The sequence below is a fragment of the Yoonia sp. D2-7 genome, from assembly GCF_055809435.1.
Genome location: NZ_CM147912.1, coordinates 192,795 through 216,410 on the forward strand (window position 1 = coordinate 192,795; position 23,616 = coordinate 216,410).

19 protein-coding genes are annotated in these 23,616 nt (G+C 54.3%); 11 read left to right on the plus strand and 8 right to left on the minus strand.

Annotation, left to right across the window (positions count from 1 at the left end):
- Positions 1 to 57: 57 nt before the first annotated feature.
- The 6 genes from AC0L7R_RS00840 (at position 58) to AC0L7R_RS00865 (ending at position 6,410) form a co-directional block, all read left to right on the plus strand.
- A complete protein-coding gene (locus AC0L7R_RS00840; protein ID WP_473658339.1) occupies positions 58 to 1,416 on the plus strand; it encodes a polysaccharide biosynthesis/export family protein in 1,359 nt (452 codons plus the stop codon).
- 363 nt (positions 1,417 to 1,779) lie between these two features.
- Positions 1,780 to 1,935: a hypothetical protein gene (locus tag AC0L7R_RS00845; protein WP_348108319.1), complete on the plus strand. Its 156-nt coding sequence runs from the start codon at positions 1,780 to 1,782 to the stop codon at positions 1,933 to 1,935.
- A gap of 209 nt (positions 1,936 to 2,144) precedes the next feature.
- Complete coding sequence (locus tag AC0L7R_RS00850) at positions 2,145 to 3,176, plus strand: pyridoxal-phosphate dependent enzyme (protein ID WP_473658341.1); 1,032 nt, start codon at positions 2,145 to 2,147, stop codon at positions 3,174 to 3,176.
- A complete protein-coding gene (locus AC0L7R_RS00855; protein ID WP_473658342.1) occupies positions 3,173 to 4,330 on the plus strand; it encodes a M24 family metallopeptidase in 1,158 nt (385 codons plus the stop codon). The genes AC0L7R_RS00850 and AC0L7R_RS00855 overlap by 4 nt, the downstream gene beginning before the upstream one ends.
- Entirely contained in the window at positions 4,330 to 5,016 is a 687-nt protein-coding gene (locus AC0L7R_RS00860; RefSeq protein ID WP_473658343.1) for an aspartate racemase/maleate isomerase family protein, read from the plus strand. Before AC0L7R_RS00855 ends, AC0L7R_RS00860 begins: the two co-directional genes overlap by 1 nt.
- Positions 5,017 to 5,162: 146 nt before the next feature.
- Entirely contained in the window at positions 5,163 to 6,410 is a 1,248-nt protein-coding gene (locus AC0L7R_RS00865; RefSeq protein WP_473658344.1) for an AarF/UbiB family protein, read from the plus strand.
- On the opposite strand, the gene doeB is transcribed toward AC0L7R_RS00865, so the two are convergent.
- Both doeB and doeA read right to left on the minus strand, forming a co-directional pair.
- Complete coding sequence (gene doeB, locus AC0L7R_RS00870; protein ID WP_473660468.1) at positions 6,407 to 7,396, minus strand: N(2)-acetyl-L-2,4-diaminobutanoate deacetylase DoeB; 990 nt, start codon at positions 7,394 to 7,396, stop codon at positions 6,407 to 6,409. The two genes, AC0L7R_RS00865 and doeB, sit on opposite strands and share 4 nt — an antisense overlap.
- Entirely contained in the window at positions 7,381 to 8,565 is a 1,185-nt protein-coding gene (gene doeA, locus AC0L7R_RS00875) for an ectoine hydrolase DoeA (protein WP_473658345.1), read from the minus strand. The genes doeB and doeA overlap by 16 nt, the downstream gene beginning before the upstream one ends.
- A 164-nt stretch (positions 8,566 to 8,729) precedes the next feature.
- Between doeA and AC0L7R_RS00880 the strand changes: the two genes are divergently transcribed.
- Positions 8,730 to 10,106 carry an aminotransferase gene (locus AC0L7R_RS00880; RefSeq protein ID WP_473658346.1) on the plus strand — a complete coding sequence of 459 codons (1,377 nt, stop codon included), beginning with the start codon at positions 8,730 to 8,732 and terminating at the stop codon, positions 10,104 to 10,106.
- Here the strand turns inward: AC0L7R_RS00880 and AC0L7R_RS00885 are convergent.
- From AC0L7R_RS00885 to AC0L7R_RS00895, 3 genes are read right to left on the minus strand one after another with little or no spacing between them, the layout of a single operon-like run.
- The gene (locus AC0L7R_RS00885) at positions 10,103 to 12,148 is read right to left on the minus strand and encodes an oxidoreductase (RefSeq protein ID WP_473658347.1); all 2,046 of its coding nucleotides are present in this window, start codon (positions 12,146 to 12,148) and stop codon (positions 10,103 to 10,105) included. The genes AC0L7R_RS00880 and AC0L7R_RS00885 overlap by 4 nt on opposite strands.
- A gap of 12 nt (positions 12,149 to 12,160) precedes the next feature.
- On the minus strand, positions 12,161 to 13,210 hold the full coding sequence (locus tag AC0L7R_RS00890) for a 2Fe-2S iron-sulfur cluster-binding protein (RefSeq protein WP_473658348.1): 1,050 nt from the start codon (positions 13,208 to 13,210) through the stop codon (positions 12,161 to 12,163).
- Complete coding sequence (locus AC0L7R_RS00895) at positions 13,207 to 14,481, minus strand: SRPBCC family protein (protein ID WP_473658349.1); 1,275 nt, start codon at positions 14,479 to 14,481, stop codon at positions 13,207 to 13,209. The genes AC0L7R_RS00890 and AC0L7R_RS00895 overlap by 4 nt, the downstream gene beginning before the upstream one ends.
- Positions 14,482 to 14,560: 79 nt before the next feature.
- Between AC0L7R_RS00895 and AC0L7R_RS00900 the strand changes: the two genes are divergently transcribed.
- Complete coding sequence (locus AC0L7R_RS00900; protein WP_473658350.1) at positions 14,561 to 15,520, plus strand: LysR substrate-binding domain-containing protein; 960 nt, start codon at positions 14,561 to 14,563, stop codon at positions 15,518 to 15,520.
- 21 nt (positions 15,521 to 15,541) lie between these two features.
- Here AC0L7R_RS00900 and AC0L7R_RS00905 read toward each other — a convergent pair whose 3' ends face one another.
- Together AC0L7R_RS00905 and AC0L7R_RS00910 are read right to left on the minus strand one after the other, a co-directional pair.
- Entirely contained in the window at positions 15,542 to 17,806 is a 2,265-nt protein-coding gene (locus AC0L7R_RS00905; protein ID WP_473658351.1) for a methyl-accepting chemotaxis protein, read from the minus strand.
- A gap of 70 nt (positions 17,807 to 17,876) precedes the next feature.
- Positions 17,877 to 18,776: a LysR substrate-binding domain-containing protein gene (locus tag AC0L7R_RS00910; protein ID WP_473658352.1), complete on the minus strand. Its 900-nt coding sequence runs from the start codon at positions 18,774 to 18,776 to the stop codon at positions 17,877 to 17,879.
- Positions 18,777 to 18,875: 99 nt separating this feature from the next.
- On the opposite strand from AC0L7R_RS00910, the gene katG reads away from it, so the two are divergent.
- The 3 genes from katG (at position 18,876) to AC0L7R_RS00925 (ending at position 22,961) form a co-directional block, all read left to right on the plus strand.
- A complete protein-coding gene (gene katG, locus AC0L7R_RS00915; protein WP_473658353.1) occupies positions 18,876 to 21,047 on the plus strand; it encodes a catalase/peroxidase HPI in 2,172 nt (723 codons plus the stop codon).
- Between the two features lie 118 nt (positions 21,048 to 21,165).
- Complete coding sequence (locus AC0L7R_RS00920; protein ID WP_473658354.1) at positions 21,166 to 22,209, plus strand: Gfo/Idh/MocA family oxidoreductase; 1,044 nt, start codon at positions 21,166 to 21,168, stop codon at positions 22,207 to 22,209.
- Between the two features lie 11 nt (positions 22,210 to 22,220).
- Positions 22,221 to 22,961, plus strand: coding sequence for a TSUP family transporter (locus tag AC0L7R_RS00925; RefSeq protein ID WP_473658355.1), 741 nt, complete (start codon positions 22,221 to 22,223; stop codon positions 22,959 to 22,961).
- Here AC0L7R_RS00925 and AC0L7R_RS00930 read toward each other — a convergent pair.
- Complete coding sequence (locus tag AC0L7R_RS00930; protein ID WP_348109480.1) at positions 22,958 to 23,524, minus strand: cold-shock protein; 567 nt, start codon at positions 23,522 to 23,524, stop codon at positions 22,958 to 22,960. The genes AC0L7R_RS00925 and AC0L7R_RS00930 overlap by 4 nt on opposite strands.
- Between the last annotated feature and the right edge of the window lie 92 nt (positions 23,525 to 23,616).

A 23,616-nucleotide genomic window follows, 5' to 3' on the forward strand; every position in this document is an offset into this window, starting at 1 on the left:
GTTCGCGCAGATTGCGACGCTGATACGTGTCCGAACGATAAGATGAGGAGTACGCGGGTGCGTCTGATAGGAATGGCTGTGATTGCGTTGGCTTTAGCGGCCTGCGACTCTGTTTATCGGACACCTGACGTGATTGCGGGCGCTGGCCAAGGCACGAACGTGCGCGTTGTGCCGGTCACTGCCGAAACAGTCGTTCAAGCCAATCGGTCACCGTACACACCTGCGGCGCTGCCTGCGATCTTTTCGCAAACCGCTGGGTCAGGCGGTGCAATTCGCGGCGCAGGTGCTTTGCCTGATGCACCATTGCAGCCTGAAATTGCCCCACAATCCTTGACCTTGCGTTTGCCGCCGGATGCGCCAGCGCAACCTTACCAGATTGGTGTGGGCGACGTTGTTTTGCTGTCTACGCCAACGCCGACCGGTGACACCGTTGCCGAATTGTCCGGCTTGCTGGCCGCACAAAACTCGCGTCAGGGTTACACTGTGCAAGACGACGGCACGATCAACATCCCGAACATTGGTCGGATTGATTTGGCTGGGCGAAGTATTGAAGACGCCGAAGCGCGGTTGTTCCAAGAATTGGTGCGTAATCAGGTCGATCCGAATTTCAGCCTTGAGATCGCAGAGTTTAATTCGCAGCGTGTTTCAATCGGCGGTTCCGTATCGAACCCTACGGTTGTCCCTGTGACGCTCGTCCCGCTGTATTTGGACGAAGCATTGGCGCGCGCTGGTGGGATCGCAGTCAGCGACATTGATTTTGCCTCTGTCCGCCTGTACCGCGACGGTGGTCTGTATCAAATCCCGCTCGCACAGCTTTACGCGAATAGCCAACTTACACGGACCCGTCTGCAAGATGGTGATGTATTGTTCGTTGATTCCGAATTTGAACTGGATCGCGCCCAGCAGTATTTCGAACAGCAGCTTACCATCGCCAACGTGCGTCAAAGCAATCGGCAGTCAGCGTTGCAGGAACTACAGCTTGAAATCGGCCTGCGTCGTGCAGATTTGACCGAAGCGCGTCAGAATTTCCAAACACGGATCGATCTGGGTGCGGACAACCGCGACTATGTCTATCTGGCCGGTGAAGTGGGTCAGCAATCCCGGTTCCCATTGCCGTATGAAAGCCGTGCGAGCCTTTCCGATGCACTGTTTGAAAATGGTGGGATCGCGTCATCGACAGGCGACGTGAGTCAAGTATATGTCCTGCGCGGGTCCACCCATCCGCGGGAATTGGGCGCTGTGACAGCGTGGAATCTTGACCTGCGCAATGCTGCCAACTTTACATTGGCCGCGCAGTTTGAATTGCGCCCTGACGATACGATCTTTGTCGCGCAACAGCCTGTCACACGTTGGGATCGTGCGTTGTCGCAGATCATTCCGCAGATCATTAGCATTGGGACGCAGGTCACCAACTAGTAGCTCATTTTGTGAAGTGCGTGCTCGGTATGGGTGAATGTAAACATTCCACCTATGGGAGCCGTGTGGGGCTATTTTGTAGTGACTAAAATCTCTTAAGTGGGCATCTCAAAACTGGTTTGATCGAAAATACCAATGGTCAGCTCACTTATTTCGGGTGACCGCGTTAACCATAGCTGACCACGACGTCGTGAAACTTGGGCTGTCGCTGTCCGACATGCATAAAGTGTATTAACGGGCTTCGATTTGCACGCTAAAGGTGAATCAAACCAATGAATTGTGGGAACAAACGGGATTAACCAAGCGTTTGTGTGGTGGGAATAAAGAGTTCCTATTCGACAGTTATCCTACAAGGACGAACAAATGGCGTCATCACAACAATCGAACCGCATGAAAGAACAGCAGACCGAAGAAGGGCCATCGCAAAACTTTGATCAGGAAACACGCGACAAAAGTACTGACGCATTGTTTTCCCTTTTGACTCATTTGAAACGTCGAGATGAAGAGACGGATTACTAGTCTCTTACGCTTTGCTTGAAGATCAAAACCCTACGCAATCCCGGTACCTGCCCGCGTGAAAACGCGCCCCGTGCTCTTCCGTTGTTTTCCGCAGCAATGGCACGGGGGCTGACATTCAAATGGATGATAGCGCACGTTTCCGTCGTCGAAAGACTTGGGAAAGGCGAAAACGGAACAGGTTCGCGCCAGTCTTATGCTACCAAATGGGTATGGATATACTGGCGAACCCCCACATCCCTCTTTCTGGTCTTGAAGATGTGCCTTGGCCCAGCAGCGACGCGGACCGTCCGATGGCGTTGCTACAACGATGCCCTGCCTCTGCGGTAACGCCATTGGTTTCGGTGCCCGAATTGGCGGTGATGGCTGGCGTCGCACATGTGTCAGTTAAAGACGAACGGGCACGCATGGGCTTGGGCAGCTTCAAGGCGCTGGGCGCTGCCTACGTTATTGCCTGTGACGCAGAAGCGGGCGCAGCAAAGGGGCAAACATACGTCACGGCGAGCGCTGGCAACCACGGTCTGTCCGTGGCTGCAGGTGCTGCTGCATTTGGCGCAAAGGCGGTCGTGTACCTGTCGCAATCAGTCCCACAGGCTTTCGCAGACCGCCTAGCCGCAATGGGGGCGACGGTTGTGCGCCACGGCGACATTTACGAAGACAGCATGGCCGGTGCGCAGGCTGCAGCGATGGAAAAGGGATGGACCCTTTTGTCGGATAGTTCGTGGGCGGGATATATGGACCGTCCGCATCGGTTGATGGAAGGGTACCTGACCCTCATGGCCGAAGCCGTTGATCAAATGGATGCGCCACCGTCGCATATCTTTTTGCAAGCCGGTGTTGGCGGACTAGCGGTTGCCTGCGCGACATATGCCCGCAAAGTGTGGGGTGCGTCGCCCAAAATCGTTGTTGTCGAACCGAACGCAGCACCTGCCATTCATGCGTCAATCGCTGCAGGATCAGCGCAGACTACGACCGGACCAGTGTCTAACATGGGGCGGTTGGACTGTAAGGAACCGTCTTTGATCGCCCTGAAGGGGCTTGCAAGGGATGCGGATTTCTTTGCTTTGATTTCAGAGGATGAAGGGCAAAAGGGAGCGGATGTCGCAGCAACCTTGGGCCTGCCATCAACGCCATCCGGCGCTGCGGGGATTGCCGGGTTGCTCGCCACGTCCGGTCATCGAGCGGAGCTTGGACTGACGCCTTCGTCTCATGTCCTATGCATTCTCAGCGAAGAGGCAACATGACGCCGCCGCGCGGTTTTAAACCTGCTGAATTTCAACGACGGGTCGCGGCGGCCCAAAACCTTATGGCGCAAGACAGTATTGATGCGCTTCTGCTCACGACAGAGCCGGATGTGCGGTATTTTACCGGATTCCTGACACGGTTTTGGGAAAGCCCCACGCGGCCGTGGTTTGTGGTGATACCGTCTAAGGGGGCGCCGATCGCTGTCATTCCAGCCATTGGTGCGCATTTGATGGCGCAAACGTGGATCACGGATATCCGAACGTGGCGTGCGCCCGATTACGATGATGATGGTATTGGTCTGCTTGTTGATACACTAGCAGAATGCGCTCCACCTGGCGGTCTGATTGCATTGCCAGATCAGATGGAAACACACGTGCGTATGCCTTTGGCCGCGCTGAAGGCCCTTGAACAGAGACTGCTTGATCGCGTCCTTGTCGGGGACAGCGCAATTGTACGCAATTTGCGGATGGTCAAGTCGGATGCCGAGATAGCGAAGATCGAGACGGCATGCCGGATCGCAGAACGCGCCTTTGATCGGGTGCACGAAATTGCGAAAACAGGAGTGCCGCTGTCAAAAGTCTTTCGCGAATTCCAAGCCTTGTGTCTGCATGAAGGGGCCGATTGGGTGCCGTATCTAGCGGGCGCTGCGGATCAGGGTGGCTATGGCGACGTGATTTCGCCGGCGTCTGATACGCCCTTGGCAGACGGTGATGTTCTGATGCTGGATACTGGCATGGTTTGGGATGGCTATTTCTGTGACTTTGATCGGAATTTTGCGATCGGGGCGCCGAATGCCGATGTTAGGAACGCGCATGATCGTTTGATGGAAGCGATACAAGCGGGTGCCAGTTCGGCCCGTCCAGGGGCAACGATGGCAGACCTTTTTCACGCCATGAATGATATGGTCAATCCTGGAAAAACAGGCCTTGGCGCTGGGCGTCTGGGGCATGGTTTGGGGATGCAGCTGACGGAATGGCCATCGATTATAGCCGCGGATGAAACGGTGCTTGTACCGGGAATGGTGCTGACACTTGAACCCGGGATCGTGATGCAGAACGACAAGATGATGGTCCATGAAGAGAACATCGTGATCACAGATGGCGCAGCGCGGTTTCTGTCCGATTTCCGACCGAACCAGATGAGAGTGTTGTAATGGCATTACCGTACAAATTGGTCGAAACTGGTCGGAAGTGCATCGGGTTAGCGGTTTTGCAAACCGACGAGACCTTGGAAAATGATATGCGGCGATTGTTGCCAGCTGATGTCGACGTCTATGTCTCGCGCGTGCCATCGGGCACGACAGTTTCATCCGATACATTAGCAGGCATGGCACAAGTATTGACGTCCGCAACCGCGCTCTTTCCACCGGGTTTGACGTTTGATGCGATTGGGTACGGGTGCACATCAGGAACGGCGGAGATCGGCCCTGCCAAGATCGCAAAACTCGTCCGCGCGGGTGCGCAAACGTCTGCAGTGACCGAACCGGTTTCTGCGTTGATCGCGGCATGCCACGGCCAAAGTATCACGCGTATCGGCCTGATTAGTCCCTATGTCGCTGAAGTGTCGGCGAAACTGCGACAGGTGTTGGCGGCAAATGGGATCACGGTCACCAGCTTTGCCAGTTTTGATGAACCGGAGGAACGAAACGTTGTTCGGATTGACCCGGCCGATATTTATGCGGCGGCTGTCGGGTTACAGGGCAATTTTGATGCCATATTCTTGTCTTGCACAAACCTACGGACGCTTGATGTGATCGGTCCTATTTCTGCAGAGATCGGAAAACCGGTCATGTCGAGCAATCAGGTACTTGCCGATCACTTGATGGCGTTGATCGCCTAACAGTCGATCTTTCGCTTGTTTAGACTCTTTTTGGTGGTCGCAGGCGGTATCGCTCCTATTTGCAGTCTATGGATGATCCAAGATACAGATCGCGCGCTACCGCTGTTCCCGCGAGCCGCCTAAGCAGGTTGACGCGATTGGGATCAATGACCGCTGGCGTCATGGGCAATATGGCCGTTGGCGGTGCTGCAAGCCTTGGTCGTGGTCAGCGCCCGACCATGCGAGATTTGCTTTTGACGCCGCGCAATGTAGGCCGCGTCGCCGATGAACTGGCGAAAATGCGCGGCGCTGCGATGAAGATCGGGCAACTGGTGTCGATGGATACGGGCGACGTGCTGCCACCCGAGTTATCGCAGATCATGGCGCGGTTGCGCGACGATGCCCATATCATGCCACCTGCCCAGCTGAAAAAGGTGCTAAACGCGCAATGGCCTGATGGGTGGCTTCGTTCATTTGCAAAATTCGATGTGCGACCCATTGCGGCAGCGTCGATTGGTCAGGTGCATCGTGCGACGTTGAAAGATGGCCGCGATTTGGCGATTAAGGTGCAGTATCCGGGGGTGGCGCAAAGTATCGACAGTGATGTTGCGAATGTCGGCGCATTGATCCGGATGTCGGGGTTGTTGCCCAAGGGATTCACGCTGGCACCCTATCTTGATGACGCGCGCAAGCAGCTGCATGAGGAAACGGACTACACCCGTGAAGGGGCGCAAATGATGCGCTTTCGAGATCTGTTAAAGGATGACGAAACCTTCGCTGTGCCAGACCTACAGGATGATTGGTCGACGCGCCAGATTTTGGCGATGACGTATATGGATGGCGCAGCAATTGAGGATCTTGTCGATGCGCCTCAAACCGTACGTGACCAAGTTGCGGCTGATCTGATCAGTTTGACGCTACGGGAATTGTTTGCCTTTGGATTGATGCAAACAGACCCTAACTTTGCGAATTACCGCTATAATCAGACATCCGGTCAGATTGTTTTGCTCGATTTCGGTGCGACGCGTGTGATTGGGGCTGAGATTGCCGATCTATATAGGCAACTGATCATTGCGGGCATCGCCCGAGATACCGCAGAGATAAGGCGCGTTGCGGAGGACATCGGGTTTATTGACGGGACGACAAGACCGGAACATAACGACCGGATTCTAGCGATGATTAATATGGTCTTCGCGGAAATTGCGTCGAAACCAGTGATCGATTTTGCCGATACGACGCTGTCGCGGAAAATGCAGGCAGAGGGCATGAAATTGGCCGAAGACGGCTTTGTTCCGCCGCCATTGCCGATTGACGTGCTGTTCTTGCAGCGCAAATTTGCGGGGATGTTCCTGCTAGCCGCGCGGCTAAAAGCCGTTGTTGATGTTCGCAGCTTGATCGCACCCTATTTGGCCTAAATCGGTACGGCAACCAAACCCACGAAATCCCCCATTTTCACCAGCCCAGGGACATGGCGTGCGGTCATAATACCAGCGCGCTGGGCATGGCAGATTGTTGGGGCCACACCCGTTCGATCAGCGGGCCAAATCCGCGCGATTGGTTGATCTATAGCGACAGTTTCCCCCAATTCGACAAGGTATTCTATCAACCCCGCATCGCGTGCAAATACGAAACATGCGTCGTCGGGCATATCGAGCTGAACGCTTTCGCTAATCTGCATCTCGCCTTGCAAAATACCGGTATGGACCAGCAGATTTCGGATGCCTTTGCCAGCAATAGACACGCTTCTTGCAGTCGCCGTGCCTGCACCGCCCAGTTCTGTGGTCACGAAGATTTTGCCTTGGCTTTCCACTTCGGTGTCTAGCATGCCGACGTTATCGATCTCTAACATCCGGACCGAATAGGGAGCGTTAAACGCCTGCATCGCGGCCATGCAGGCTGCTTCTTGGGTCTTGTCATCAAGGATATGAGCCGCAGCGAAAGGCAGGAAATCGAGCGTGCGCCCCCCTGAATGAAAGTCCAAGACAACGTCGGCTCGCGGAACCAGTTCCGTCGCAACGTAGTGGCATATTTTCTGCGTGACAGTCCCGTCAGGTTTGCCCGGAAAACTGCGGTTCATATTTGCATTGTCTATTGGGGAACACCGCGTTCCCGCCGCAAACGCGGGTTGGTTAATCATTGGTAGGATAATGACACGGCCCGTGATCGTTGCAGGGTCCAAGGACGCGGCAAGATTTTGTAGCGCAATGGGCCCTTCGTATTCGTCACCGTGGTTCGCACCTGTCAAAAGCGCGGTTGGACCGTCGCCATTTGCAACGACCGTGATCGGGATCATGACAGACCCCCACGCGCTGTCATTACGGCTATAGGGCAGTTTGAGAAACCCGTGATGGACCCCGTTTGCATCTAGCGGAATGGTTGATGTGATCATGCTTTGACCCATAGTGAACGAGGTGTGTTGCACAAGCATTCGTGACCCGTTTGTGTGATGAGGATGGGTTCCGTGATTTCGAGCCCACCGTCATCAAGCCATAGCGCGGGCATAAAGTGGAACGTCATGCCGGGTTCAAGGATTGTCGTGTCGCCGCGGCGAAATGAAATTGTGCGTTCCCCCCAATCAGGTGGATAACTGATCCCAATGGCATAACCACACCGACTGTCTTTTTCAAAACCGGCCTTATTCAGTGTCTGATTAAAGGCGTTTGCGATGTCTTGCGCCTGATTGCCGGGTTTGGCTTGCGCCAGACCGGCTTCGATAGCGTCCAATACGGCGGCCTCTGCATCGCGATATTTTTGTGGGACCTCACCTAGAAAAAGCGTGCGAGACTGCGGGCATTGATACCTGCGATGTGCGCCTGCGATTTCGAAAAACGTTGCTTCGCCCTTTTGCATAGGGCGGTCGTCCCACGTCAGATGCGGGGCGGTTGCATCCAGACCAGAAGGGGCCATCGGCACAATCGCGGGGTAGTCGCCCCAATGCCCATCGGCACCACGGATCGAGGTTGCATAGATTTCGGCGATCAGTTCGTTCTTACGCAAACCCGGTTCCGCCAGTTCAAGGACCCGTTCATGCATGGTTTCGACGATCCGCGCGGCGCGGCGCATATAGATGATTTCTAGCTCTGATTTCACGGCGCGTTGCCAATTCACCAGACCAGTTGCATCTGTGAAGGTGGCATTGGGAAGATGGGCGAGAAGAACGGTGTGCGCTTTGGCAGTGTAATAATAATTGTCCATTTCGACACCAATGCTGGCGTTTTGCAGGCCAAGTTCTGCCATCAATGCCGTAAGTTCTTGCATCGGGTGCTTTTCAGGGTTCTGCACAAAGGTGTCGTCGTAGCCCCTGATGTGATCTCCATGTGACATGAAAACAGTGCGCTGCGCCCCGACGGCGTCCATCGCACGGCCCCACCAAACTGGATCACCTTCCAAGGTGAGTATCACGCCCTGATGGACGTAAAAGGACCAACCATCGTAGCCCGTCAGCCATGCCATATTGGACGGGTCGGTGACAAAAATGGCCTCTAGTCCAGCCTTTTCCATCGCTTTACGCACCTTGGTGATCCGTTGCCGATATTCTGCGGTGCTAAAGTTATCGTCTTGGTCGGTCATCGGGTTTCACGCTTTCGCAATAGGCTGGCATGTTCAGATTTGACCGTTTTGAACAACCTGACAAGTCTGCCACCGACCATATGCATGGCTAGTTTGTCGTGATTGGGGGTAGTTGTGCTGAAACGGATGTCCTAGCGTCGCGGTAGACCACGGCGGAGCAATCGATGACCAACACCCTGACAAACGATCAATTGACCCAATGGGACCATGATCATTTTTTCCATCCCTCTACGCATCTGGCGCAGTTTGCGCGGCGCGAGATGGGAAACCGGATCATCCAAGGGGCGAAAGGCGTTCACATCACCGACCGCGAAGGGCGGTCATCATTGGATGCTTTTGCGGGGCTGTATTGTGTGAATGTCGGGTACGGCCGGACCGAGATCGCGGATGCCATTGCCGCGCAAGCGCAAGATCTGGCTTATTATCATTCCTACGTTGGGCATGGCACCGAAGCGTCGATTACCTTGTCCAAGATGATCGCGGATCGCGCGCCGGACGGATTAAACCATGTCTATTATGGGATGTCAGGGTCTGATGCGAATGAGACGAACATCAAACTGGTTTGGTATTACAACAACATCCTCGGACGCCCGCAGAAGAAAAAGATCATCTCGCGATGGCGGGGGTATCACGGGTCTGGTCTTGTGACTGGATCGCTGACTGGGTTGGAACTGTTTCACAAGAAATTCGATCTGCCATTAAGCCAAGTCATCCACACAGAAGCGCCCTACTATTATCGCCGCGCTGATCGCGACATGGACGAGGCCGCTTTTTCTGCTGATTGTGCTGCGAAACTAGAGGCGCTGATCAAGGCCGAAGGCCCCGACACCATCGCAGCATTCATCGGCGAACCCGTTTTGGGAACAGGGGGCATCGTGCCGCCGCCTGCGGGCTATTGGGACGCGATTCAGGCGGTTCTGAAAAAGTACGACATTCTGTTGATTGCGGATGAAGTCGTGACTGGTTTCGGGCGACTTGGCACAATGATGGGGTCCGATCACTATGGTTTGAAACCTGATCTGATCACGATCGCTAAGGGCCTGACATCTGCTTATGCGCCTTTGTCAGGGTCTATCGTGTCCGACAAAATGTGGGAGGTGTTAGAGCGTGGCACCGACGATTTTGGCCCCATAGGTCACGGTTGGACCTACTCGGCACATCCGATCTGCGCGGCGGCGGGTGTTGCGAACCTGAAACTACTGGATGACCTGCAATTAGTGTCTAACGCAGGCGAAGTCGGCGCATATTTGAACAAAGCGATGACTGAAGCGCTGGGTGATCATCCGAATGTCGGCGAAATTCGCGGTGAAGGAATGCTGTGTGCCGTCGAATTGGTCAAAGATCGCGACGACCGTGTGTTTCTGGACGCAGCAGACAAAACAGCACCACGCATAGTGGCCGCAATGTTGGAGCGTGGCGTAATTGCCCGTGCGATGCCGCAAGGCGATATCATTGGTTTTGCGCCGCCCTTCTGCCTTACGCGCGATCAAGCGGACGAAGTGGTGGCGGTCACCAAAGCTGCCGTCGACGCGGTTCTTTAGGCGCAGCACATCAATCGTAGGGCGTCGTAAATCGCGGCATGCGTATTGCGGGCAGACACGGCATCACCAATCCGGAACAGCTGAAAAGCGCCATCTGGATTGGTAGTGATTCTCTGGGGTTTACGGTCGATGAAAGCGTCGTGATCCAGTTCGCCACGATTTGACGACATGTCCTTCAAATCGAAATATAGATCGTCCAACGGTAACGTACCATAATTTACGACTACTTGGTCGAAATGTTGGACCGTGGTGCGATCCGAATAATCGGTGCCGATGGTAGCAGCCAATCGATTGCCATCTTTTGCCACGGCTTTCAGGCGCTGCGTGACCGTGAACGTCACGTTGTCCGCTTGCAGCGCACGCATGTATGGGGTCAGGTTCATCGCCATAACCTCTGGTGCGAAGGTGCGGTCTGGCGTCATTATTTCAACGTTAGAGCCTGTTTTGATCGCAATCTCGGCCGCTTGCAGACCTGCATGATCACCCGCTTCATCATAGACCAGAATTGATTGCGCTGGTGTCACGTCGCCAGAAATGATGTCCCAAGACGACACAACGTGTTCCGCGTCTTGGCCCGTCTCATAAAGCGCAATGTTCGCCATCCCGCCTGTTGCGATGATCACGATGTCAGGGTTTTCTGCTGTGACGTCTGCAACGTCCGCGAAGGTGTTGTACCGGATCGTCACGTCAAGTCTGTCGCATTCCGCGATCCGCCAATCGATAATCTGCATCATCTCGGCACGACGTGGTGTTTGAGCGGTTAGCCGGATTTGGCCACCAGCCTGATCTGCGGCCTCGAATACAACGACCTTGTGACCTCGTTCGGCGGCGACGCGCGCGGCTTCCAAACCAGCGGGACCAGCGCCGACGACCACGACCTTCTTCTTGGTCTCGGCCTTCGTAATCCTGTGCGGCATCTCCTGTTCGCGACCCGTCGACGGGTTGTGGATGCAAAGCGCCATACCACCCTGATAGATCCGGTCGAGACAGTAGTTTGCCCCGGTGCAGGGTCTAATTTCGGCTTCGCGACCAGCCATGATTTTTTGCACGACATGCGGATCAGCCATATGGGCACGGGTCATCCCGACCATGTCGAGATGACCTTCCGCAATCGCGTGGCGGGCTGTTGCGACGTCTTGGATGCGGGATGCGTGGAAGGTTGGCAAACCTGTGGCTTTGCGAATTTCGGATGCGAAATCAAGGTGCGGTGCGCTGCGCATCCCAGCAACAGGGATCATGTCTGTCATCGCAGGATCGGTATGGATACGACCACGGTTCACGTTGAAGAAATCGATCATGCCACTGTCGCGCAGCATCGTCGCAATTTGCACGCCTTCCTCGGACGTGATCCCACCCTTTTGCATTTCATCGACTGTACCGCGCACCCCAACGATGAAATCAGACCCAACCCGTTTGCGAATGGCTGTCAGCACATCGAGCGTCATCCGTACGCGGTTTTCAAGCGTGTCGGCGCCGTAGGGTCCCTGCAGGGTATTCGACAGCGGCGACCAGAATTGATCAAGCAAATGACCGCCCGCATACAGTTCGATCCCGTCCATACCGCCCGCCTGCATCCGTTCTGCGGCGGCTGCATAATCTTCGATAATACGGGCAATGTCCCAGTCTTCCATCTTTTTCGGGAAGGCACGGTGCGCAGGTTCGCGGTCATGGCTGGGTGCCACGGACGGCAGCCAATCACCTTTGTTCCAATTCGTGCGCCGCCCCAGATGCGTCAGCTGGATCATGCAAGCGGCCCCATGTTCGTGCACCGCATCGGTCAGTTCACGCACCCAAGGCACGACTTCGTCCTTATAAGCCAGAATGTTGTTGAACACGGGCGGGCTATCGCGGGCAATTGCGGCTGAACCGGCGGTCATGGTGAGAGCAACACCGCCTTTGGCACGTTCCGCATGATAAGCCCGATAGCGCCCCTTTGGCATACCGTCTTCGGGGTAGGCGGGTTCATGGCTTGTCGTCATGACCCTGTTTTTCAGGGTGAGATGCTTGAGCTGATAAGGCTGCAATAGGGGGTCGGTGGACATGAATGCAATCCTTTAGCGGTCAAGAATAATGTCGGTCAACGGACGGCTGGTGCAGGGCAGAATGAAACCGCGGTCCATTTCGCGCTGCCGGATACCGCCCGCGTTTGTCATGTTCACTTCACCCGAATGCTTGAACGTTTTGCAAGTCCCGCATTCACCTTTTGAGCAAGACGACGGCATTGGCACGCCTGCGTCTTTTGCGGCCCGCAAGATGTTCATCCCTTCGGGGCAATCAAAGGTGACGCCTGTCTTGGCGAAGGTGATGCGCCGGAGTGGGGCGTCTGTTGCGGCATCTTTGACGTCCGCAACGTCCGCGAAGGTAAAGCTTTCCTGAAGGTAGTTCGCAGGTAGCACACCTGCGTCCAACGCCGTGTCATACACCATCGCCATAAAGGCATCTGGACCGCAGCACATGATGTTGCGATCAGCCAGATCCGGGATCAGCAGTGATAGCACTTCGGGATCAAGTCGGGTCGCATGCGGGCCTTGGGACGGCAAAATATGAGACACTAATAAGGGCATTTTACGATGTAAGACGGGAATTTCGTCTGCGGCGATTGCGGTTGTCTCGTCGCGGGTCACGTGAACGAAAACGCAGTCCAATGCGATGCCACGATCAGCGGCAGTGCGTAGAATGGACAGCATCGGGGTTACGCCACTTCCCGCTGCGATCAAGGCAAATTTTTTGCCCTCGAACGGGATTGGCGTGAATTGTCCAGAAGGCCCGAAGGCTTCGATCTCTGCGCCCACCTTTAAGGTCTCATGTAATGCACCCGATGCGGCCCCGTCTGGTTGGTGTTTGACTGTGATTTCGATGCCGCCATTGCGCGCCGCAGATGATGCGATTGTGTAGCAGCGTTCGATGATCCCTCCTGCCGTTTCGATGCGAAACGTCATGTATTGGCCGGGATTATGGGCGATGCGTGATCCTTCGGTTGGGGTCAGCAAGAAAGTACGCACACCGGGTGCATCGTCCCAAACTGCGCGACAGGTCAGCATTCCCCACCGGTCTGATGGCCAAGCCCGTTTGCGTCGTGCTTCCCAGACGTTTTCCGTGATCATGTCGCGTAACCGTGGGCAGTCATGCGTTCAACGTACCACGTCGCAAATTCATCCAACGCGCGTTCGGTGAATGGCGAATATGGACCGGGACGATACCCTGCCGAAGACACGCCCTGATGGGCCAGCGCGACCAGGTTCGCATCTTCCGCATTTGTTGCTTTCCAAACAGCAGTCAGGTGATCAAGATCGTAATCTTCGCCTTCAACGGCATCCTTGTTCACAAGCCATTTTGTGCGGACGAGCGTTTTGCCAGGACCCATGGGAAACGCGGTAAATATCACGGCATGATCCGCCATGATGTGGTTCCACGAATTGATCCCCCACAGGTGCAGGTCGCCGCTGCCCGACATCGTCATATTTCCCAATGGGATTGCGCTGGCCGCGCGGGTGTCCATGGTTTGGGATTCACCAAGACCTGCGATGATCAGGCGCTGCATGCGAAAATTGGTGGGATACCCAATGGTGTGTTCAATCGCTGTTGGGTCTAACCCCTGCGTTTCCCATATCTTGCCCTGTTTTTCATAGGCTTTGGCAAGCGCATCGGCCTCGTCTTTTTCGGTGGGCGTCAGGCCTTCTGGATCAAAACCGAAATCGGCTGAATGGAACGACAGGCTGAGTTCTGGATGGTTTGACGCGCAATGATAACATTCGCGGTTATTTTCCATCGTTAGTTTCCAATTGCCGTCTTCGATGATCTCGGTTTCGAACGCGACTTTGGCATTGGTTAGATCATAGGGTGCAAGGCGCGGACCGACTTTGTTGATCAGGTGTGTGATATCGTCCGGCGGATCGTCTGATAGGCAAGCATATAAAATGCCGCCAATGGATCGAAGCGCCACCTGCTTGAGATGATGCAAACTGCGATCAAAGTCGACGCCCATCTGCGGGGCTAGCGCCAATGCGCCGTCCAAATCGTAGGTCCATTGATGATACGGACACACGAGTTTTCCAACGACAGATCGGCCCGGCGGCACCAAACGCGATCCTCTATGTGAGCAGACATTATGGAAGGCGCGGATGTTCATGTCGTCGTCACGGACGATAACGATTGATGATGTCCCAATCTCGATTGCGATCACATCACCGGGTTCTTCGACGTCGCAGTCCACGCCAACAGCGATCCAATGCTTGGCAAAGATGGCATCGCAATCGGCCAGATATGCCGCTTGGCTGATATATAGTTGGGCGGGCAATGTATGACCGGCCTGTCTTTTGCACAGTAATGATCCGATTGACGCATCGTCTGCGTGCAGGTTGTTCTCATCTAACATGGGCAATCTCACGATAATGATGCGTAAGATTATCTGCAGATTTCGAGGTGCGACAACTGCAGTAATTTGCTACCAATGCATGACTACTGATTATGTATTGGAGACAGCCTTGCGCCGATTACGACGATCCATTCCATCGCTCGGCGCACTAAATGCGTTTGAAGCGGCGGCACGACTGCAAAGTTTTACGGCAGCTGCCGCAGAACTGGGTGTGACCCAAGCGGCCGTCAGCCGACGCGTTAAAGAGCTGGAGATTGCATTAGAAACACAGCTTTTCATTCGTGCAAACCGGCGCGTACAGGCGAACGGTGCCGGATTGGAATTGTTTGAAGCTGTGAATGAATCGTTCGATAAAATTGCGGTCGCTATCGATAACATCCGATCAGCAGCTGCAGTAGATAGCGTGACGATCGGCGTTTCGCTCGCGTTCGCGCATTTTCGGTTGATACCCGCATTAACGGCGTTTCACACGCTTTACCCAGATATTCGGGTAAGGGTTATTTCCGAAGACGTTTGGACGCATTCACCAGATCATTCACTTGATTTGGAATTGCGCTATGGGACCGGTCACTTTGACGGCCAAGCCATCATCGCATCGCTTCCGGAAGTCGTATTTCCGGTATGTTCGCCCGATTTCGCCGCGCATCACAGCATTGACCCTGCGCAAGAGATTACAGGCGCTACGCTCGCGGGACTTCCATTAATCGAGGGGGAGCAACGATCAGGGCGCTTTTTGTCTTGGGGGCAATGGTTCCGTTGGATTGGTATGCCGACAACATCCATCAGTCCACGGCTACAGTTCAGTAATTATTCGGACGCTGCATACGCTGCAATGAACGGTGACGGCGTTGCTGTTGGTTGGGGAAGCCTTTTGCAGCGCCCGATTTCTGATGGGCGACTTGTCGCACTCGGTACGGCCCGTGTTACCCCACCGGGGCAGCATCATCTGCTGGTTAAAAAGGGACGCAGTCAAAAGAAGTCCGTAGAGGCATTTGCCGAATGGTTCACGCAAGCGTTAGTACAGTCTGGAAGCCGTTAAGGCATTCCAGATTAGAATGGTTTACGCTCCGGTGACCGCTGGCGCAGTTGATCTGTTGCGTGATGAAAACGAAACCACGGTGTCATCGTTGTCGGCAACGATAAACAATTTCAGCAATTCCAGCAGATTTGCTGCTTCTGACTGGAGCGCGCGAACGTTGTTCGTTGAATTGTCGACCATCATCGCATTTTGCTGGGTTACGCGATCTAGGTTTGTCACGCCGACATTAATCTCTTTAATGCTGCCGGCTTGATCGGTTGCCCCTGCAGAAACCGAAGCAATCAGCGTCGAAATCGTTTCGATGCGTTTCACAATTTCCAAAAGCATACCTTCCGTATCGCGGACCAGCGCCACGCCTGTTTCCACGTTTGTCGCGCTAGTCGTGACAAGTTCTTTGATCTGACTGACGGCCTCTGTCGACCGCATAGCCAGTTGCCTGACTTCTGCTGCTACCACCGCAAAACCTCGGCCGGCATCACCGGCGCGGGCCGCTTCGACACCCGCATTTAAGGCGAGAAGGTTGGTCTGAAACGCGATATCGTCCACAACCCGAATGATGGATCCGATTTCTTTAGATGACTTTTCGATTTCGCCCATCGCACTTGTCGTATTTTCGACGACTGATCGTCCCTTTTTGGCATCGGCATCAACTTCATATATCAGCTTTTCGGCTGATTTCAGCTCTTGCGTACTTTCCGCGATCTTGCTGGTGATTTGATCAATGGCAGCGGCGGTTTCTTCGAGCGTCGCCGCCTGATTTTCGGTGCGGCGCGATAGTTCTAGCGCCTCTTCGCCCATTTTTTCGGTTTGATTGCCGATCATTGTGGAAAACTGCTTCAAATTCTGGATCGTCGATCCAACGCTTTGGACGCTATTGTTATAATCAGCGCGGAGCGCGTCATATTCGGCGGCGAAAGTCTGTTCCAGCGGCCTTGTAAAATCTCCGGCAGCAAGCCGCCTTAATCCGCTTCCCAATTCGTCAACGGCGTATCGTTGCGCGTCGGCTTTTTCGTTTTCTTCGATCAGCTTTTGGTCAAAGGCCCGCAAGCGATCCGCCATAAGTTCCAAGGTTCGTGAAAGATCACCGATTTCATCTTTGCGGCGTGTATCCGGAATGGTGAAGTTGTAGTCACGGTCACCGATTTTTTGCATAGCTTGAACAATCGAGGTCAGAGGATCTGTGAAGGTTTTGGATATGAACCAACCTACCAGTGCAACAAGTAACATGGCCGCTAACGTCAAAACAAAAACCTTGTTTCGTTCCTGTTTCGCAATCGCGTAGACTTCTGAAAGTTCGAATTCCCCGACCAGAACCCAGTTTTTACCAAGAATGTCGATGGCGCGTGCGACGCCAATGGACAGCGTGCCATTTAAGTTGACGTCGTTTGCATAAGTGCTCACCCCGGTTTCAAAGGCGTCGATCACTGATTGATTGGGGGTCAATGGGTCAAGCGTTGAATGGCGACTGTCAAAACGGGATACGGACCGCGCCAGCATGTCGGGTGCTAGCATTGTCAGCTCTCCGGTTTCACCAAGCCCATCCGCGCGCGCGATGACGTCGCTAACTGCACCCAAAGCTAACTGCACTGCAAAGACACCGATTATGGTCCCTTGCGCGTTTTCCACCGGTGTCGCGATAAAACCCGCGGGTGCGCCGTAGCTTGGTTCGTATGGTTTAATGTCATTGAAAACCGTTTCGCCGACAGGAAGCGTGAGAGATGTTTCGAACGCGGCAGCAAGACCTGAATTGGCGTATGGTCCTGTCAGGAAATTAGTCGCAAAATCGGTTTCTTTATAAACGGAGTACAGCAGGTTGCCGTCTGTATCGAAAAGAAAAACGTCATAAAGGCTAAGCCGGTTTTTTATGTCCCGAAAGAACGGATGGAAGTTTTCGTGCTGAAAATTGTAAGGGATCGATGCAGGCGCGCGGTCGAAAAGGTCCTTTTCACCGACTGGGTTCGGATTTTCGTCGATGTAAGCCTTGTGCAAGTCAGCGACTGGATCATCCATGAGCAGCCCAAACGTTGAATTGAACCCTTGTATCGCTTGGATGACTGTCGGGTCAGACGCATAGCTTGCTACTTTTGAATCAAGGGATTCGAACCAGTTTTCCATCGCAAGCGAACGTTCAACCGTTAGAATTTCAAGCTTTGCCTGTGTTTGTTGCAACAGGCTGCTTTTGAAATCTTTGTAATTTAGCCAGCTCAATGACAACGCCACGCTCAATGACAGCAAAACAAATGCCACTGGCAGTTTCGCGGTCATTCGTATGTCGTTGATGTTCATCGCGGCTTCTCCAACTCAAGCAGAACGGTCCGCCGTCAATACAGGACACATTCTTAAGGAAGCGATAAACTCAGATTGTATTTGTTGGTGCTGCTGCTTTGACCTCTTCGGCGATTTGTTCAAGTTGTTGCGCAAGCGGGTTGGTCTTGCGCCAAATCATACCAATTGTTCGCGATGGTTGCGTGCCGCCGAACCGGTTGACGCAAACAGGTGCGGATCGGGTTTCGACGCTTAGCGCCATTTCAGGAATCAGTGTTACGCCGATCCCTGCGCCGACAAGCTGTACAAGCGTGGACAGTGAACTGCCGTCCAGCCCTTCGCGTGCTCGCGCTGTTTGCATGTTACAGTACGACAGAGCCTGATCGCGCATGCAATGGCCTTCCTCTAGCAGCAAAAGACGCATGGTTTGTAGGTCATCAATATGTGGGATCGGTTCACTAGCGTCTTTGGCGGGCCGGACCAAAACGAAGTCTTCGGTGAACAGGGTTGCAACCGTAAAGGACGGTTCAGCGATAGGAAGTGCCACGATTGCCGTATCGATCTGGCCATCCAGCAATTCCTGTACCAAGCGCGGGGTGGTTGTTTCGCGCACGTGGATATCGAGTTCGGGGTGCGTTTTTGTGAGCCGACCAAGAATATTTGGCAAAAGATAGGGGGCGATGGTGGGGATGACGCCAATCCGAAGCCGACCTGCCATTTGACGGCCAGGCATGCGCACCAGATCTTCCAGTTCTTCAACACCACGCAGGATGTCCCGCACACGCAAAGCAAAGTCTTCGCCGAATCCCGTCAAACGAACCTGTCGCGCACTACGTTCGAATAGCGGCGCGCCAAGCGTTTCTTCCAACTCTTTGATCTGCATCGACAAAGCGGGCTGAGAGATGGCGCAGGTATCCGCGGCCCTCCCAAAGTGGCCGTGTCGTGCGAGCGCTTCAAAATAGCGGAACTGTTTAAGGGTAACGTTTATCATAAGGTTAACTTATCGCTTCAATCAGGATATTCAACTTAAACTAATTCTAAATTCTTGCTACGACTCGCGCAAACGGCACATCAACAACGGAGTATTCCCATGGACGGCAACGCCTTTGACACAAATGATAGCTCGGCAAAGTGTCCGGTTCTTGGTGGCGCACATCGCCACGGTGCAAAAGGCACCACTGCGAACCAGCACTGGTGGCCTGAACAGCTAAACCTGCGGATGCTGCATCAGAACACGCCCCAAGGGAACCCGATGGGCGACGATTTTGACTATGCGGAAGAGTTCAAATCGCTGGATATCGACGCCGTCAAAGAAGACTTGAAAGCGTTGATGACGGACAGCCAAGATTGGTGGCCTGCCGACTATGGCCACTACGGTCCGTTCATGATTCGGATGGCGTGGCACTCTGCGGGTACGTACCGTGTGGGTGATGGCCGTGGTGGCGCATGTTCCGGTAGCCAGCGTTTTGCACCGCTGAATTCATGGCCTGATAACGTGAGCCTTGATAAAGCGCGTCGCCTGATCTGGCCAATCAAAGCCAAGTATGGCCGCAAGATTTCTTGGGCTGATTTGATGGTTCTGACCGGCAACGTCGCGCTTGAAACGATGGGTTTCGAGACATTCGGTTTTGCAGGCGGTCGTGAAGATATCTGGGAGCCAGAAGAAGACATCTACTGGGGTCCAGAAACTGAATGGCTGGACGACAAACGCTACACAGACGCCCACGACATGATTGGCGAACTGGGTGCGGTTCAGATGGGTCTGATCTACGTGAACCCGGAAGGTCCAAACGGCAATCCTGATCCGTTGCTGTCTGCGCGCGACATTCGCGACACCTTTGCCCGCATGGCGATGAACGACGAAGAAACTGTGGCCTTGGTGGCTGGTGGTCACACCTTTGGTAAGGGCCACGGTGCCGCTGACCCGAATGAACACGTTGGTGTTGAGCCAGAAGGCGCAGCACTGGAATCGCAGGGTCTTGGCTGGCATTCCACATACGGGTCAGGCAAGGGCGAACATACCATTTCGTCCGGTCTGGAAGGCGCTTGGACGAGCAACCCGATCGCATGGGACAACGGTTATTTCTCGAACCTGTTCGAATTTGAATGGGAGCTCGGCAAAGGTGCCGGTGGTGGCCATCAGTGGTATCCGAAAAACGGTGAGGCCGATGTGCCGGACGCCCATGTTGATGGCAAAAAGCACCTGCCAACGATGTTCACATCCGACATCGCACTGAAAGAAGATCCCGCCTATCGCGAGATTTCCGAACGGTTCTACAAAGACCCGGCAGCGTTCCAAGAAGCGTTTGCAAAGGCATGGTATAAGCTGACGCACCGCGACATGGGTTCATACGAGCGTGGCTTGGGTGATCACAAACCTGCAGAGCCACAGCTGTGGCAAGATCCGGTGCCTGCAGTTGATCACGAGCTGATCAACGACGCGGACATCGCTGATCTGAAGGCGAAAATCCTTGCGACAGACCTGACGGCGGCAGAACTGATCTCCACCGCTTGGGCATCCGCATCTACATATCGCGGCTCTGACCGTCGTGGTGGTGCCAACGGTGCACGGATTGCACTGGCCCCGGCCAAGGATTGGGAAGCCAACAACCCTGCGCAACTCGCCAAAGTGCTGGACGTGCTGCGCGGTGTGAAATCCGACTTTGCCAAGCCAGTGTCGCTTGCTGATTTGATCGTTCTGGGTGGTGTTGCTGCGCTGGAAAAAGCTAGCGGTATGGACGTGCCGTTTGCACCGGGCCGGACTGACGCGACGCAGGACATGACCGACGTTGAATCATACGCATGGCTAGAACCAAAGGCAGACGGTTTCCGTAACTACTACAACACGGACGCCAACCTGCGCACACCTGCAGAAATGTTGGTCGATAAGGCACAACTGCTGACGCTGACTGCGCCGGAAATGGTTGTGTTGTTGGGCGGTATGCGCGCGCTGGGCGCGAACTACGACGGGTCAGCGGATGGCGTGTTCACAGACACACCCGGCACGCTGAACAATGCGTACTTCGTGAACCTGCTCGACATGGCGACCGAATGGAAAGCAACGTCCAAGGACAGCTATGAAGGCATCGATCGCGCTTCTGGCGACGTGAAGTGGACAGGCAAATCCGTGGATATCCTGATGGGGTCCAATTCCGTGATGCGAGCGGTGGCTGAAGTGTACGCGTCCGCTGATGCGGCGGATAAATTCAAGTCCGACTTTATCGCAGCTTGGACGAAGGTCATGACGGCTGACATCGTCTAAACCATCCGATGGTTCAAAATTTGAACGGCGCCCTGACCTTGGTTGGGGCGCCGTTTTTGTTTGGGTCTGCCGTAGTGACTTGATACTGGGGAGATAACAAACAACTACAGGTAGCAGCATGTCCCAACACCAACCGATAGGCATCGCATTGATTGGTGCGGGCATGATCGCTGAACGTCATGTCAAAGCCATTTCCGCAGCGCAGGACGACATGCATCTGCGAGCTGTTGTGTCCCGCAATCCTGAACGGGCGCGGGGGCTTGCCGAGGCTTACGATGGACCCTCGCCCATCTTTACATCCGACCTTTCTGGAATCGCACGAGACCCAGATATTCACATGGCCATCGTTGCGACTCCGCCGAGCGTGCGTGCCGACGTAATCGCGCCATTGGCAAATGCGGGCAAACATATCTTACTCGAAAAGCCGGTCGGGCGAACGACCGCAGAAGCAACCGAGGTCGTCGAGATATGCGAAGACGCTGGTGTAACGCTTGGCGTTCTGTTCCAGCATCGTGTTCGCGACGCCGCCCGTGCTGCTGCCAAATACGTGGCAGAAGGAACGCTTGGCCGATTGGGTCATGTCGAAATTGCTGTCCCGATCTGGCGTGCGCAAAGCTACTATGACGAATTGGGGCGAGGAACCTACGCACGTGACGGGGGTGGGGTATTGCTGACCAATGCCATCCATTCGATTGACCTTGCGTTGTCTTTGACGGGCCCTGTGAAAAGCGTGCAAGCGATGACGGCAACGTCGCCGTTACACCGTATGGAATCGGAAGACGTAGCCGTTGTTGGACTGCAATTTGCATCGGGTGCTGTTGGGTCACTGCTGGCCAGTACGGCCACATTCCCGCATGGGACCGAAACGATCACGCTTCACTTTAGTCAGGGGTCATTGCGAATGACCAAAGACTCATTGACTGTCAGTTGGCATGACGGCCGCGTGGAGACGCCTATCAAGGATAATAGCGACGGCGTGGTTGTTCCCCTTTCGGGTGGTCAGGTGGCATGGCACCAAGACGTCATCACCGATTTTGTTACCGCGATACGAACTGGCAGTGCGCCGCTTGTGTCAGGACGACAGGCGCTCGAATCCCACGCATTAATCACGGCAATCGAAACGTCATCGCGTTTGGGGCAGCGTGTAGACATGGGGGCGTGACCACGTTGGACATGTCCTTTTTATACGCAGGCCTTGATCCAGCAACGGCGGTTTTCCTGTTTGTGATCAGCTTCTTCGGATCATTCATTACTGTCGCAATGGGGATCGGTGGCGGGGCAATGATGCTGGCGGTGATGGCCACTTTGTTACCACCCGCCGCGCTGATACCGGTGCACGGGGTCATCCAATTCGGATCGAACGCCTATCGCGCTTTCGTATTGAAAGAGCATACGTTTTGGCCACCCATCGGAGCGTTTGCAATCGGCAGCTTGATTGGGGTTAGCGTCGGCGGTTTGATCGTTGTTGATCTACCGCCGAGTGCAGTTCAAATCCGCGTTGGCCTATTCGTGGTCTGGTCTGTCCTACGTAAACCGCCAAAGTGGCTGACTCATTGGCCGTTTCTGACAGGGCTTTTGTCGAGCTTCCTGACGATGTTCTTTGGTGCAACTGGTGTATTCGTTGCGGGCATTGTCAAATCCCATCAATTGGGCCGCGAAGCTCACGTCGCGACCCATGCAGTGATGATGACGTTGCAGCATCTGTTGAAGATCATCGTCTTCGGAATGCTCGGTTTTGCATTCGGGCCTTGGCTGGGTTTTATGGGGGTCATGATCGCATCAGGATTTGTCGGAACATTGGCCGGCAGACACGTTTTGCGCCGCATAAACGATGCAATCTTTGGCAAAGTCTTGAATGTTATCTTGATGCTATTGGCCTCACGCCTGATCTGGCAGGGGATTGCGGGGCTTTAACTGGTGAATTTCCAAGGTTGGATAACAGCAACCTGTTTCTGCGCTTCACCGCGTTCCACAACCACCGCAACAGCGAGGCCTGGAAACAATTCACCCATGCCGAATTTGCGCAAGATATCCGCATGGACGAAGATTTCTTCGTTCGTGCGGAACAGCATGACGAACCCGTAACCTTTGACCGAGTCGAACCATTTCACGCATCCTGGTTCAAGCGTCTCTTTTTCCTCGGCCGTCAGGTCATCGTAGGTCACGACATCGTTGGGCTGGCGGATCTCAAGAACCCGCGCGACGCGGACACCACGGTCCGTGCCTTCTATAAGGAAGTCGACGACGACTTCCTTGGCTATTGTGTTGATGCCAAACTCGCGCAACGTGTTGACGTGCAGAAGCACCTCATTCCCGGACTCGGCGTCGACGACGAAACCGAAGCCTTTTGCGGGATCGAACCATTTGACAGAACCAGAGTAACTTTTGTCGTCAGAATACATAATGTGACCGCGAAACATGATCAGAAGATTGGCATCTTCTTTGGGGTAAGCTTGGACTGCTGTGCAATCAATCATCGTAACGTGTGACCTGACCTAAAGGTCAGGTTCAATTCGTGATTGTGCGCTGAACGGGTCAACATATTGTCAATGAAGTGTCGAAAAGCATG